Source organism: Stakelama sediminis (assembly GCF_014199335.1).
Lineage (GTDB): Bacteria > Pseudomonadota > Alphaproteobacteria > Sphingomonadales > Sphingomonadaceae > Sphingomonas > Sphingomonas sediminis.
The window spans coordinates 122,443-135,960 of sequence record NZ_JACIJI010000003.1; the positions used below are offsets into that span (position 1 = coordinate 122,443).

The 13,518-nt window shown below is 62.6% G+C and carries 14 protein-coding genes and 1 tRNA gene; 8 read left to right on the forward strand and 7 right to left on the reverse strand.

What is annotated here, in order from left to right; genetic code table 11:
- The first annotated feature begins 69 nt into the window (after nt 1-69).
- Together hisC and FHR23_RS10115 are read left to right on the forward strand one after the other, a co-directional pair.
- Nucleotides 70-1,164 carry a histidinol-phosphate transaminase gene (gene hisC, locus FHR23_RS10110; RefSeq protein WP_184003534.1) on the forward strand — a complete coding sequence of 365 codons (1,095 nt, stop codon included), beginning with the start codon at nt 70-72 and terminating at the stop codon, nt 1,162-1,164.
- The gene (locus FHR23_RS10115) at nt 1,164-2,072 is read left to right on the forward strand and encodes a prephenate/arogenate dehydrogenase family protein (RefSeq protein WP_184003536.1); all 909 of its coding nucleotides are present in this window, start codon (nt 1,164-1,166) and stop codon (nt 2,070-2,072) included. The genes hisC and FHR23_RS10115 overlap by 1 nt, the downstream gene beginning before the upstream one ends.
- Before the next feature lie 120 nt (nt 2,073-2,192).
- On the opposite strand, the gene FHR23_RS10120 is transcribed toward FHR23_RS10115, so the two are convergent.
- From FHR23_RS10120 to ftsE, 4 genes are read right to left on the reverse strand one after another with little or no spacing between them, the layout of a single operon-like run.
- Nucleotides 2,193-2,894, reverse strand: a complete 702-nt coding sequence (locus tag FHR23_RS10120) for a lysophospholipid acyltransferase family protein (RefSeq protein WP_184003538.1) — start codon at nt 2,892-2,894, stop codon at nt 2,193-2,195.
- On the reverse strand, nt 2,891-3,430 hold the full coding sequence (locus FHR23_RS10125; protein WP_184003540.1) for an ElyC/SanA/YdcF family protein: 540 nt from the start codon (nt 3,428-3,430) through the stop codon (nt 2,891-2,893). The genes FHR23_RS10120 and FHR23_RS10125 overlap by 4 nt, the downstream gene beginning before the upstream one ends.
- Nucleotides 3,427-4,311 (reverse strand): cell division protein FtsX, encoded by an 885-nt coding sequence (locus FHR23_RS10130; RefSeq protein WP_184003872.1) that lies wholly within the window; start codon nt 4,309-4,311, stop codon nt 3,427-3,429. The genes FHR23_RS10125 and FHR23_RS10130 overlap by 4 nt, the downstream gene beginning before the upstream one ends.
- Nucleotides 4,312-4,316: 5 nt before the next feature.
- Entirely contained in the window at nt 4,317-5,042 is a 726-nt protein-coding gene (ftsE, locus tag FHR23_RS10135) for a cell division ATP-binding protein FtsE (RefSeq protein ID WP_184003542.1), read from the reverse strand.
- A gap of 159 nt (nt 5,043-5,201) precedes the next feature.
- Between ftsE and FHR23_RS10140 the strand changes: the two genes are divergently transcribed.
- Together FHR23_RS10140 and FHR23_RS10145 are read left to right on the forward strand one after the other, a co-directional pair.
- Entirely contained in the window at nt 5,202-5,960 is a 759-nt protein-coding gene (locus FHR23_RS10140; protein WP_184003544.1) for an MJ0042-type zinc finger domain-containing protein, read from the forward strand.
- A 101-nt stretch (nt 5,961-6,061) separates the two neighbouring features.
- Nucleotides 6,062-6,148 (forward strand) — tRNA-Leu (locus FHR23_RS10145).
- 135 nt (nt 6,149-6,283) lie between these two features.
- Here FHR23_RS10145 and ppa read toward each other — a convergent pair.
- Nucleotides 6,284-6,823: an inorganic diphosphatase gene (gene ppa / locus FHR23_RS10150; protein WP_184003546.1), complete on the reverse strand. Its 540-nt coding sequence runs from the start codon at nt 6,821-6,823 to the stop codon at nt 6,284-6,286.
- A gap of 19 nt (nt 6,824-6,842) precedes the next feature.
- Nucleotides 6,843-8,750: a M61 family metallopeptidase gene (locus FHR23_RS10155; protein WP_184003548.1), complete on the reverse strand. Its 1,908-nt coding sequence runs from the start codon at nt 8,748-8,750 to the stop codon at nt 6,843-6,845.
- Nucleotides 8,751-8,905: 155 nt separating this feature from the next.
- Between FHR23_RS10155 and FHR23_RS10160 the strand changes: the two genes are divergently transcribed.
- The 4 genes from FHR23_RS10160 (at nt 8,906) to FHR23_RS10175 (ending at nt 12,095) form a co-directional block, all read left to right on the forward strand.
- Entirely contained in the window at nt 8,906-10,240 is a 1,335-nt protein-coding gene (locus FHR23_RS10160) for a methyltransferase family protein (RefSeq protein ID WP_184003550.1), read from the forward strand.
- A gap of 73 nt (nt 10,241-10,313) precedes the next feature.
- Complete coding sequence (locus FHR23_RS10165) at nt 10,314-10,904, forward strand: DUF2975 domain-containing protein (RefSeq protein WP_184003552.1); 591 nt, start codon at nt 10,314-10,316, stop codon at nt 10,902-10,904.
- Complete coding sequence (locus tag FHR23_RS10170) at nt 10,904-11,125, forward strand: helix-turn-helix domain-containing protein (protein WP_184003554.1); 222 nt, start codon at nt 10,904-10,906, stop codon at nt 11,123-11,125. Before FHR23_RS10165 ends, FHR23_RS10170 begins: the two co-directional genes overlap by 1 nt.
- Nucleotides 11,126-11,168: 43 nt before the next feature.
- A complete protein-coding gene (locus FHR23_RS10175; protein WP_184003556.1) occupies nt 11,169-12,095 on the forward strand; it encodes a retroviral-like aspartic protease family protein in 927 nt (308 codons plus the stop codon).
- A 21-nt stretch (nt 12,096-12,116) separates the two neighbouring features.
- Here FHR23_RS10175 and FHR23_RS10180 read toward each other — a convergent pair whose 3' ends face one another.
- Entirely contained in the window at nt 12,117-13,490 is a 1,374-nt protein-coding gene (locus FHR23_RS10180) for a glutamate--cysteine ligase (protein ID WP_184003558.1), read from the reverse strand.
- Nucleotides 13,491-13,518: the final 28 nt, after the last annotated feature.

The following is a 13,518-nucleotide window of genomic DNA, read 5'->3' on the forward strand; positions in this document are numbered from 1 at the left end:
CGGGCATGTGGCCCTGCGCAAGCCGCTACACCTTGCCATTTTCACCCGTTTCGGCCATCCCGCGCGGCCATGAACGCACCCGAACCCAAATCCTGGGTCATGGACATCGCCCCCTATGTGCCGGGGCGCTCCACGACCGATGACGGCCGCAAGGTCGCCAAGCTGTCGTCCAACGAAAATCCGCTCGGCACCTCGCCCGCCGCGCGCGCCGCTTTCGATGCGGCACATGGTTCGCTGGAACGCTATCCCGATGCAGGCGCCGCCGAATTGCGCGAAGCGATTGCGGGAAAATACGATCTCGATCCGCAGCGCATCATCTACGGCACCGGGTCGGACGAAGTGCTGCACCTTGCCGCCGGTGCCTTTGCCGGACCGGGCGATGAGATTATTTTCGTGCATTACGGTTTCGCGGTCTATGAAATCGCCGCGCGCCGGGTGGGGGCCGTGCCGGTGGTCGCGCCGGACAAGGACTATGCCACCGATGTCGATGCGATCCTCGGCTGCGTTACCGAAAAGACGAAGCTGGTGTTCATCGCCAATCCCAACAATCCCACCGGCACCTTCGCTCCGCGTGAAGAAATCGCCCGCCTGCACGCAGCACTGCCCAAAACCGTGCTGCTGGTACTCGATCAGGCCTATGCCGAATATCTGACCGCGGAAGAGGACGATCACGGACTGCGGCTTGCCATGACCGAGCCGAACGTGCTGGTCACGCACACCTTCTCCAAAATCTACGGGCTGGCCGCCGAACGGATCGGCTGGGGCTATGCCAGTGCGGCGATCATCGATGCCATGCACCGCATCCGTGCGCCGTTCAACGTCACCACCGCCGGTCAGCAGGCAGCGATTGCAGCGCTCAAGGACACTGCATTCACCGATGCCAGCCGCGCGCATAACGACAAATGGCTGGCATGGCTGACCGGACAGGTTGCCGCGCTGGGCAATGCAGGACTGCGCGCCGTGCCGTCCAGGGCCAATTTCCTGCTGATATTGTTCGAAGGCGACGTGACCGCCGAACAGGCGTACAAGGCACTGATGGACAAGGGCTATATCACCCGCTGGCTGCCGGGACAGGGACTGGGGCACGGCCTGCGCATTTCCATCGGCACCGAAGAGGAAGTGACAGGACTCGCGCAGGCGCTGCGTGAGATTGTCGGCGGCTGATGCTGCCCTTTGCCCGCGTCGCGATCATCGGACTGGGCCTGATCGGCTCTTCCATCGCGCGTGCGGTGCGCGCGGAAATGCCGACCGTCGCACTCAGCGGCTATGACGCCGACCCGGAAACGCGCGAAACCGCGCGCGCCATCGGGCTGTGCGATGATATTGCCGATACTCCCGGCGCGGCGGTACTCGATGCCGATCTGGTGATCCTGTGCGTGCCGGTGGGCGCAATGGGCGATGCCGCTCGTGCCATTGCCGACGACCTGCCCGCCGATGCGGTCGTTAGCGATGTCGGGTCGTGCAAGGAAAGCGTCGCGAAGGCGCTGGCCGAGGCCCTGCCCGACGCCACCATTGTTCCCGCCCATCCGGTCGCGGGCACCGAACGCAGCGGGCCGGAAGCGGGCTTTGCCACCCTGTTCCATCACCGCTGGTGCATCCTGACCCCGTCCGAAGGCACTGACCCGGTCGCCATTGAGCGCGTCAGCACGTTCTGGAAGCGGCTGGGCGCGACGGTCGAGACGATGGAGGCCGCGCATCACGACCGGGTGCTGGCGATCACCAGCCACCTTCCGCACCTGATCGCCTATACGATTGTCGGCACCGCCTCCGACCTCGAAGAGGTGACCGCGTCCGAAGTCATCAAATATTCGGCCGGGGGCTTTCGTGACTTCACGCGCATCGCCGCGTCCGACCCGACGATGTGGCGCGACGTGTTCCTGTCCAACCGCGAAGCCGTGCTCGACATGCTGCAACGCTTTTCGGAGGATCTGAGCGCGCTCCAACGCGCAATCCGCTGGGACAAGGGCGACGAGCTTTTCGACCTGTTCACCCGCACCCGTGCGGTGCGGCGTTCGATCGTCGAACAGGGGCAGGACGACGCGGCGGAAAATTTCGGCCGCGCACGGGATTAGAGGTTGGGAGTTACGACCTGACCGGTCGTCATTGCGAACCCGGCTTCATGTCGGGGGAAGCAATCCAGAGATGTTTGCGAACAGGACTGCCGCGTCGCTGACGCTCCTCGCAGTGACAGATTATCCTCTTCGCACCACATCACCGTCCAGCACATTGATCGCGGCATGGACGCGCGCTTCCACTTCCCTGCGTGGCAATCCCGGCGGGATCGGCTCGCCGAAGCGCATTGTCACGATACCGGGACGCTTGGCACCCTTGCGCGGCCAGAGCCTGCCCGTATCCACCGCCACCGGCACCACCGGCAGGTCGAGCGCACGGTACAGCCCCGCAAAACCGGATCGCAGCGGCGGCTGCTCACCCGGCGCAACCCGTGTCCCCTCCGGAAAAATCAACACCGAACGCCCTTCGCCGAGCGCTGCACGCGCATCGCGCATCATCGCGCGCAATGCCTTTGCCGACGCCGCGCGATCGACCGGAATCGTGCCATAACGCCGCGCCGCCCAGCCCCAGACCGGGATATTTGCCAGTTCGCGTTTCAGCACCACTGCCGGGGCATCCAGCCTTCGCGCCAGTTCCAGCGTCTCGAACATCGACTGATGCTTGCCCGCATAGAGTGCCGGGCGATCAAGCGGCGCCCCCTCCACGCGTACCCTGATTCCCAGAATATACCGCGCGCACCAGCGTTGCAGCGCCGTCCATCGATGCGCGTACCAGCGCAGCGCCCCGCGACCGAACAGCGCCGGGATCGGCACCGCCAGCACGATCGGCACCGACAGGCCGTAAAAGACCAGCGCGAACAGCCAGGAGCGCAGTTGGTTCATACGCCCCCCAGTCCCAGCCAAAGCGCCACCCGCCGGATGAGGTATTTGTTATATTCGCTGAACAGCATCATCAGGCTGGGCGTGCTTTCCACCGGATCGCCGATGATCTTTATCCCCGGTCCCAGCGCATGGACCAGTTCCATCCGCGCACGCGGCATGTGCCAGTTGGACGTCACCAGCCGCAGGCTGTGATAATCATGCTGTTGCACCCAGCGCGCAGTTTCCTCTCCATTGGAACGCGTATCCACCGCCTCATGCCCCAGATCGATGCAACAGGAAAACAGCTTTGGCGACACATGATATTCGAGCGCCAGTTCAACCGGACGCACCTCCCGGTCGACACCGGTGATGAGCAGCCGTTTGGCGGCATGATGCTGCAACAGGTACAGACCCCGGTCGATCCGCCCCGCACCGCCGGTGGGCACGACGATGGCATCGGTAATCCCGCCGTTGAGCGGTTTGCCGAGCGACAGCATGAAGACCGCAAAGCCCAGCAGCCACAGCACCAATATGGCGGCGACAGCGCGAATCATCACAACTGACTCTTCAGCGTGCGGACCACCGACAACCGCGCCGCCGCCATCGCCATCAGCGCGAAAACGAACGGCACCGCGACAAGGATTGCCCAATCCGCAGGTGTCAGTACCATGGTGTTCATCATCTGTGAGCCCAGCATGGCGAGCCGCGCCTGAAAAAACGCCGTCAGCGCCAGTGCGCCGACGGCGCCGATCGCGCCGCCGGTCAGCGTATCGAGCGCAATACGGCGCTGGAACAAGCGCGCCACCTGAACATCCGTCGAGCCGAGCATATGCAGCACATCGATGGTATCGCGATGCGTATCAAGTCCCGATCGCGCCGCCAGCAGCACCACCGCCGTCGTCGCCACCGCCATCAGCGCCACCAGCCCTGCGCCCAGCAGCCACAATGTCGTGATGAATCCGCGCACCGGTGCCAGCCAGCGCGCGTGCCGGTCGACCTGCGCACCGGGGACGATCGCCTGCACCTGGGCCGTCACCCGCGCGACATCGGCAGTGTCGCCGTGGCGAAGGTCGACATCGATCATCGCCGGCATCGGCAGGTCGGGGTCCAGCCCCGCATCGCCCAGCCAGGGCTTGAGCAGCTTTGCCAGCCGCGCACGATCGACCGGCGCTACCCGCGTCACCGCCGGATCTTTCCGCAAGGCAGCGACCACCTTTGCCACGCTTGCCTGTTGCGCATCCTTGTCGGCACCGATGATCTGCACGGTCAGCCGCCCCGCCAGTTCCCGGTCAAGCGAGCCTGCCGAACGTGCCGCGCCCAGCCCCAGTGCGGCCGCCAGCACGGTCAGAAAAATCATGATCGCCATGATCCATACCATCGCACGCGTGCGCCGTCCGTCGTCGAGAAGATGGCGCGACGGGGTCGGCAGCGCCTCCATATCGCTCACGACGTCTCCTCCGGCGGGACATCGGGACGACGCGGGGGAAAACGCAGCGATCCCGTCGGATCGTACAGCCTGCCCTTGTCGATCCGCATCATGTTCGCTCCAGGAACGCGGTTGAGCAGGTGGAAATCGTGGGTCGCCACCACCACGGTCGTCCCCAGCCGGTTAAGCGAGCCGAACAGATGGATCAGCCGGTCCGCCATTTCGGGATCGACGTTGCCGGTGGGTTCGTCGGCGACCAGCAGTTCGGGCCGGGTGATGATCGCGCGCGCAATCGCCACGCGCTGCTGCTCCCCGCCCGACAGAGTGGCAGGCAAGGCGCGGCCGCGATCCTGCAACCCGACCCAGGCGAGCATTTCGCGCACCGGCGGCTCGACTTCACCCTCTGGAATCCCGGCCACCCGCAGCGGCAGGGCGATATTGTCATAGGCGGTCAGGTGCGGCACCAGCCGGAAATCCTGAAACACCACGCCGATCCGGCGGCGAAATCCCGGCAGGCGCTTTCGCGGCAGCAAAACCGTGTCTTCACCGAACAACCGGATGATCCCGCGACTGGGACGTTGTGCCAAATAGAGAAGCTTGAGCAGCGACGTCTTACCTGCGCCGGAAGCGCCGGTCAGGAAATAAAACGCCCCGTCGGATAGCGTGAAACTGATGTCCGAAAGCGTTTCCGGCCCGGTTCCGTACCGCAAACCCACATTTTCGAACTGAACGATATTCGCCATGTACGGCTTGCCGCCCGCTCCTTCATGCGTCCCGCACCGGCCATCGCACGTCCGGCGTCACGGCTCAAGCGATGGTGCCAAGACTCTTGCCTAACTACCCCTGACCATGCTTAGAATCATTTCCGCCGGCAACAAGCGTCCAAGTGAAAAGACTGTCCGATGATCCTCGAATGTTCCGAGTGCCATACCCGCTATATGGTTCCCGACACCGCCATCGGGCCGGACGGACGCACCGTGCGGTGCGCCAATTGCAAACATAGCTGGTTTCAGGCACCGGCCGTCGCGCGCGAAACTCCGGCGGCCAGTCCGACCAAAGCCGCCGCCGCGAAACCGTCGCCCGCACCCCGGCCAAAGGCACCGGTGCCCCCGCCTGCCGCCGCACCCCAGCCGCCGCGCCGCTTCGTCGACCCCGCCGCCGAGCGAGGGTTTTCCGCCGGTCCGTCGGAATATGATCCGTTTGCGCAGGAACCGCTGCTCAAGCCCCGGCGCAATCCCGCAAAGCGCTGGACGGCAGCCGCCGTCGCCGCCGGGCTGGTGATGACCGCCGGTGCCGGTGCGCTGTTGATTACCGACGCGCCGGGCATTGCCTCCAATATCGGCCTGTCGGGAAGCGATGCCGACACGCCGCTGCGCTTCATCAATATGCAGAAGCCGGAGCGTACCATGTTGTCGAGCGGCAACGAACTGTTCGCGGTTTCGGGTGCGATCGAAAACCCCTCCGGCGTGAAAGAGCATATTCCCGACATACGCGCCGAACTGCGCGATGGTCAGGGTAAGCTGGTCTATAGCTGGACGATCGCGCCCCCCAGCCGCGAAATCGGTCCCAGCCAGCAGATCAGTTTCAACAGTGCAAAGCTGGATGTGCCCGCCAATTCGAAGACGCTGGAACTCAGCTTTGTCGGGGACGGCAACAGCTAATCCCGGTCAGCCGCAAAGAACGCCATTGCCAGCCCTGTCGGGCTTTGCTAGGGGCACGCGCCTGCCAGCGTCGGAAAACACCTCCGGCGAATTTCATGAGTGCGGTCGTGGCGGAACTGGTAGACGCGCAACGTTGAGGTCGTTGTGGCCGAAAGGCCGTGGAAGTTCGAGTCTTCTCGACCGCACCAATCCTTTGAAAGCGATGACGTAATCCTTTCCCGCTTTTGCGGGTGATGTCGCTTGGCCGGGAACGATGTGCGACCAAAAAAAGGGGCGGCACGTTTCCGCACCGCCCCCCGTTTTACCCTGGATAGACCTTCGCCTCAGGCCGCTTCCGCGTCCTTGGCCCGTTCGATCGCTTCCAGCAGAATGCGGCGGGCGTCTTCGGCGCCGCCCCAGGTGCCGATACGCACCCATTTTTCCTTTTCCAGATCTTTGTAATGGGTGAAGAAATGCTCGATCTGCTTGAACACGATGTCGGGCAGATCGTCCATTTCCTCGACCTTCGTATAATAGGGGAAGGTCGAATCCACCGGCACGCAGACCAGCTTTTCATCGCCGCCATGTTCGTCTTCCAGGTTCAGCACCGCGATCGGGCGTGCGCGCACCACCGATCCGGCGATGAACGGCGACCGCGCGACGACCAGCGCGTCGATCGGATCGCCGTCGGGCGACAGCGTATGCGGAACGAACCCGTAATTGGCCGGATAGCGCATCGGCGTATGCAGAATGCGATCGACGAACAGCGCGCCGGATTTCTTGTCGAATTCATATTTGACGGGCTCTCCGCCAATCGGAACTTCGATGATGACGTTCAGGCTGTGGGGAGGGTCATCGCCCACCGGGACCATGTCGATACGCATAATCTATACCTTTATGCTGTTATTGGGGAGCGAGCAGGCGGTCGAGCCCGGTTTCGCCCTTGCCGATTTTGACGAGGTGCGGATAGCGCAGGCCCCCGTGATAGTCGATGGCGATTTCGTGATATCCATCGTCCTTCTTCAGGAGCAGCCTGATCGGGTCTTTCGAATCCTTTGCGTCCGTCACCGCCTGCTTCATGAGTTTGGGATCGTAATCCTTGCCGTTGATCGCGACGATCTTGTCGGCAATATCCATGCCTGCCTGAAACGCCGGGCTGTTCCACTGCACCGCCTCGACATTGCCGTCCTTCGCGATGGCGAGGCCCAGACCGATGGTCAGGTCCAGCCCGCCCTTCTTTTCGCGTTCCTTGTACAGGTCGCTGGGCGTGTCGTTGTAGACCAGCTTGTATCCGTTGTTTTCAAACCCGATCGCCGGATCGGAATCATTCACCTCGTCCAGCCATTTGTGGAAAAAGCCACCCCAGTCATAGGGCTGGATCTTATTCAGCGTATCGATCACATCCTGCCGGGTGAAGGTCAGTTCGCCCCAATCGCCATTGCGCATGCCGAAAAATGCCTTGGCGAAATCGTCCATCGACTTCGTGCCGCCCGACTGTTTGCGCAGGATCGAATCGACGTCCATCCACATCAGCAGGCCGTTATTGTAATAATCCTCGCTGCGCTGATAGTTGCGCCAGCCGATGGGCTTGCGATGCGCGATAATCGGGTCGTTGGTCGTGTCGATCAGCGAACGCCATTTGCGGCCCGGCTGATTGGCGTAATAGGCAGCGATGCGGGCATAGGCGTCGAGCGTCTGCTGCTTCGAATAAATGCCCGAACGGTTGCCCAGCACATAGCCCCAGAACTGCGTCTGCCCTTCATAGACCCACAGCCCCTCATCACGCATCGGGGTCGCGTAATCGGGCGTCCACAAATTGGCCGGGCGGCGGAATTTGCCGTTCCAGCTATGCGTATATTCGTGCGGGAGCAGATTGCGCCCCCCGGCTCCTTCGTCCCATTTGGTGAAATAGCCGGTACCCGGATTGTTTTCGGAACTGCGATGATGTTCCAGCCCGATGCCGCCCAGCTTGTCGCTCAGCGCCAGCAGAAACTCGTAATGGTCGTAATGTTGCGCGCCGAACAGCTTTACCGCCTGCTGCACCAGTCGCTTGTGCGCGTCGATCTGCGCGGGCGTCGCGTCCAGTTCCTTGGGATCGTCTGCCCAGACGTTCAGGTCGACCTTCGGCGACAGCGCCCATTGCTTGTAATAGCGCCCGGCAAAGACCGGCGAGTCCACCAACACCTGATAATTGGTCGTATTATAGACATAGTGGTTGCCCTGCTTCGTCGCGGGCAGGCCGGAAACCGCCGTCCAGCCTTCGGGATATTTGACCGTCGCCCTGATCGGAATGTCGCGCACATAATATCCCGCCGGATACAGGCTGACCGAATTCCATTGCAGGTTCAGGATATTGGGTTCCATCACGATCCGGCCCTGATCGGGGTTGGTCGCGGACAGGAACTGGAATTCGGCGGTGATCGACTTCGCCCCTTCGGGAACGTCGATATGAAAGGCGGTGACCGTAACCGTGTCGCGTTTCCACGGCACTTCCTTGCCATCGGCCATGATTTTCAGACCCGCCAGCTTTTCGATCGCCCCGCGCGGCGAATGGTTGCCGGGCAGCCAGCTTGGGAACAGCAGGGTCATCGGCCCGGAAGCGGCAACGGGAATGGTTTCCTTCACCTGGAAAATGCCCTGACCGACATTGGTCGCATCGACGTTCAGGTCGATGGTACCGCCGGGATAGGCGACATCGCGCGCCACCGGCACATCATGCGGAACCGGCGTCGCCATCGGCTTGGAAAGCTCCTGCGCATGGGCGGAAACGGACGCGAGCAAAAGCGTGGCGACAGCAAAACTGCGGATCATGAAGGCCCCCGGATTTTTTTGAAATGCAATAAAGAAGGAAGAAGGGTGATGCCGGGAAGGTAAACGCGCTTTCATCGTCGCGTCCAGCCCGAAAAACGGCTATTTTATTCATGCTTCACGGCTTGCTTACCATTTGCGGGCTAAGACGCCGGACCATGTTTCACGATTTCGCGCTTTCCCGGCGAACCGCCGCCGACCCCCGCCCGCGTTCGGCGGTCAGCATGGGCACCGGTCTCGCCGGCCTCGCCGGACTGGCGCTCTGGGTCGCGATTGCCTGCCATTACCGCATGGACGGCCCGTTTGCGGCGCTCACCAACCTGATCTTTTGCGGGGTTCCGATGGTGCTCTGGTCGGTGTTCGTCGACAAGGTGCATCGCAATCCGTCGACCGGGCTCGACTGGTCGAATCCGAAACCGCTGCGCGAAAGTTTCGACATCAGCCTGACTAAACTGGTCGGGCTATGGGTCACCTGGGTCGCGATTGCCGGTATCTATGCCACCGGGCGCTTTTACTGGGAGGATGGCTATACCTTTGCGATGTGGTGCTTCCGCATCGGTGCGCCCTTCCTGTTCGCGCTGTCGATCCCCTATGTGCTGATCCTCGACCGCTATGCGAAGGAACCGAAGGACGGCGCATGGGCACTGGGCGCATGGCTGATGGGACTGGATGCGCCGGTCGCGAAACAGGCGATTTTCAACCATCTGCGAAGCTGGGGGGTGAAGGCCTTCTTCCTTGCCTTCATGCTGGCGATCGTTCCGGGGGGATTCGCCAATTTCGTGCGCGGCGACACCTCACAGCTCTGGCACGATCCGGTCGCGCTGTCGCAATGGCTGATCACCTTCATGTTCGTGGTCGATGTCGCCTTTGCCACCGTCGGCTACATCCTGACCGTGCGCCCGCTCGATTCGCATATCCGCAGCGCCAATCCCTTTGCCGTGAGCTGGATGGCGGCGCTGATCTGTTATCCGCCCTTCATCCTGATGGGTGACGGCGGCCCGCTCGACTATCATCCCGGCACCGCCGAATGGACCTACTGGTTCCAGAACCATCCCGTCATCCTTGCGATGATCGGCGCGGTGCTGGTGATCCTGACCGCCATCTATGCTTCGGCGACAGTGGCGTTCGGCTTTCGCTTTTCCAACCTCACCCATCGCGGCATCCTGACCCATGGGCCCTATGCGCTGTCGCGCCACCCCGCCTATCTGGCGAAGAATCTGTTCTGGTGGCTATCGACCGTGCCAATACTCACCACCGGAAGCTGGAGCGATGCGGCACGCGCCACCGTGCTGATGGGCGTGGTGTCGAGCGTCTATTACTGGCGCGCCAAAACCGAGGAGCGCCACCTCGCGCTCGACCCCGACTATGTCGAATATTCGCGCTGGATGGAGCGCAACGCGCCGGTGCCGAGGCTCATCGCCTGGGTGAAAGGCAAACCGCGCGATGTTCAGCCCACGCCGCCGATCGAGGGATTGAACGCGGCAGGGCAGTGAAATGCTGCAATACAGATAATAATTATTGTAATACGATAATTTCTGGCTATGCAGATCCGGTAAGGAGACCTGCATGGCGCACCCATCCCCCCTGTCCCCCGGCCCGCGACTGATCCGCGATGCGAGAGTGCTTGCATTGCTGGCAGGCCTGTGCCTGGCGGTCACGGCAGCCATCGACCTGCTCGAAATCGGCACGATGGCGTTGCGCTCCGGCCATGCGGGCATGTCGAACGGCGGGTTCGCCTTCATTGTCGACCTGCCATGGGAAACCGCCACGCGAACAGCCGAACCGCCCTTCGTTCCGATCGCGCAGTTCACGCTGTGGCAATCGCTGCTCGCAACGATATTGCTGACCCTGCGCCTGTTGCCCGGCCTGCTGATCCTGTGGAGCCTGATGCGCCTGTTCGGCGGCTATGGCCGCGGTGAAGTCTTTACCGATCGCAACACCCGCCTTGTCCGCTGGATCGCCGGATCGCTGCTGGCCTATGCAGCCGTGCCGTTGCTGACCCATGCCGCCTTATACTGGGCGGGAATGAGCCCGGTCGCCTTTCGTATCGAAATCCGGCAACTCGATGCACTGGCGGCAGGACTGATCCTGCTGGCGATTGCACGGGTGGTGTCGTTCGGCTGCGCGATCGATGAGGATCGCCGGGGCTTCGTCTGATGGCGATCGTCGTCCGGCTCGACGTGATGCTGGCGCTGCGCAAGATGCGGTCGACCGAACTGGCGCGCGCGGTCGGCATTACCGAGGCCAATCTGTCGCTGCTCAAATCCGGTAAGGTAAAGGGGGTGCGCTTCGAAACGCTGAACGCGATCTGCCGCCATCTCGACTGCCAGCCGGGCGATATCCTGGAACATATACCGGACGACAACGACACGTCCTGACAGCAAGACCGGCACATACCCCTTGATTATTGGAGAACCCCTGATGCGACCCTACCGCATGGCCGCAACCGCCTGTCTGTTGCTTGCCGCCCCCGTCATCCTCGAAAGTTTCACCGCACCGGCACCGGAAAATTCGGCCACCGTCGCCCTCAGCCCATCCCCGGACGGGCACGATACCGTCCCGGCGCAGGTGAACGGCAAGGGACCGTTTCCCTTCATCCTCGACACTGGGGCGGATGGTTCCGCCGTCTATCAATGGTTCGTCGATCGCCAGCACCTGCCGAAGCTGGAGGGCAAGGATCAGCTTCTGTCCGGGCAGACAGGCACGTCCAGCGTCAGCACCTATCGGCTGGACAGCGTGACGCTGGCTGGGGTGCAGGTCCGGAATATCGAGGCGTTTGCCCTCCCCGATCGCCGCGACAAGGGCCGGGAAGCAGGCGTGATCGGCAATGATTTCATGGACCACGCCATCGTTGCGTTCGACTTTCCCTGTCGCACGATCGCACTGTTCCCCAGATCGACACCCACCCCCATGATTGCGGGACGGGACGCGCACGCCGTTGCAATGGGAATCGACAAGGATACAACACTGCTCACCCTGCCGGTGACGATCAACGGCGTGCAGGGCATTGCGATCCTCGACACAGGCTCACGCAGGACGCGGATAACAACCAGCTTTGCCAAGGCCGCCGGAATCGATCCATTCGCACCGGCGTTTCATGCCGACAAGCCGATCTACGGCACCAGCTTGCACCCACTTATCCCGCGCACCGGTCCTGTCGGCCGCGTCAGCTTTGCCGGTGAAACGATCGATCACGCAGTGGCGCAGGTGGTGGACCTGCCGGTGCTCGCGCAGGATTTCGACGGCAAACCGGCGATGCTGCTCGGTGCCGACCTGCTCGATCGCTACCGCCTCATCTACGACCATGCCGGTCGCCGCATCTGGCTGCGTCCCTCGCGGTGCGGGTAACGAAAACCGGAAATTACCGCTTCAAAACCGCGTCTCGTTGTAGATGCAGCAGGGGTTGCCTTCCCAGTCGCCGGCGAAGCGGTCGAGCAGGCGCTGGGCGGGCACCTTGCCGCTGCGCACGATATCGCGCAGCGGGTCGAGAAAGCCGGTTTCGTTATCGCCCGACGCGTTCAGCCGGTTGCGCGAGGCCAGCCCCGCACTGGCGATGTCGAGAATTTCCGACGCCAGATCGCGCAGCGTCCGCCCACCCGGCACCGGCGCGTCGAGCGCCAGCTTCGGCACTGAATCGCGCAGCGCCTGCCGCTCGTCGAGCGTCCAGTCCTTGACCACGTCCCATGCCGCATCGAGCGCCCCCTGATCGTAGAGCAGCCCCACCCACAGCGCAGGTAACGCGCAGATCCGGCCCCAGGGGCCGCCATCGGCACCGCGCATTTCAAGGAACGTCTTCAGCCGCACCTCCGGAAAGGCGGTGGAGAGGTGATCGGCCCAATCCTCCATCGTCGGCAGTTCACCGGGAAGTGCGGGCAGCTCGCCCTTCAGAAAGGCGCGGAAACTCTGCCCCGCCGCGTCGATATACGTGCCGTCGCGATAGACGAAATACATCGGCACATCGAGCGCATAGTCGGTATAGCGTTCATAGCCGAAGCCGTCTTCGAACACGAAGGGCAGCATGCCGGTACGATGCGGGTCGGTATCCGACCAGATATGGCTGCGGAACGACAGAAAACCGTTGGGTTTCTTCTCGGTAAAGGGCGAATTGGCGAACAATGCGGTCGCCAGCGGTTGCAGCGCCAGCCCAACGCGGAATTTCTGCGCCATGTCGGCTTCGGACGCATAATCGAGATTGACCTGAATCGTGCAGGTCCGCAGCATCATGTCGAGGCCCAGCGTGCCGACCTTCGGCATGTGGTTGACCATGATTCTGTAGCGCCCCTTAGGCATCATCGGCAGCTCGGCGCGCGTCTTGTCCGGCCACATGCCGAGACCCAGAAAGCCCAGCCCAAGCTTTTCGCCCACCGCCTTTACCTGTTCGAGGTGACGGCCGGTTTCCGCACAGGTTTCGTGGATATTTTCCAGCGGCGCGCCCGACAGTTCAAGCTGCCCCGCCGGTTCCAGGCTGACCGTGCCGTCGGGACCGGACAGCGCGATGACATGCCCGTTTTCCTCGACCGGTTTCCAGCCGAATTCGGTCAACGCCATCAACAGGTCGCGAATCCCGCCGGGTTCGTCATAGCTCGGCGCATGGGTATCCTTCGTCGAATAGACGAATTTTTCATGCTCGGTGCCGATGCGCCAGCGGTTCTGCGGCTTTTCACCGCCGGCAAAATAGCCGACAAGCTGAGCACGATCCTCGATAACGGGCGCGCGGGTGTCGGTAGCGGTTTTCGTGCTCATGGCCAGCCATGTAGAGTGCGTGTGCGCC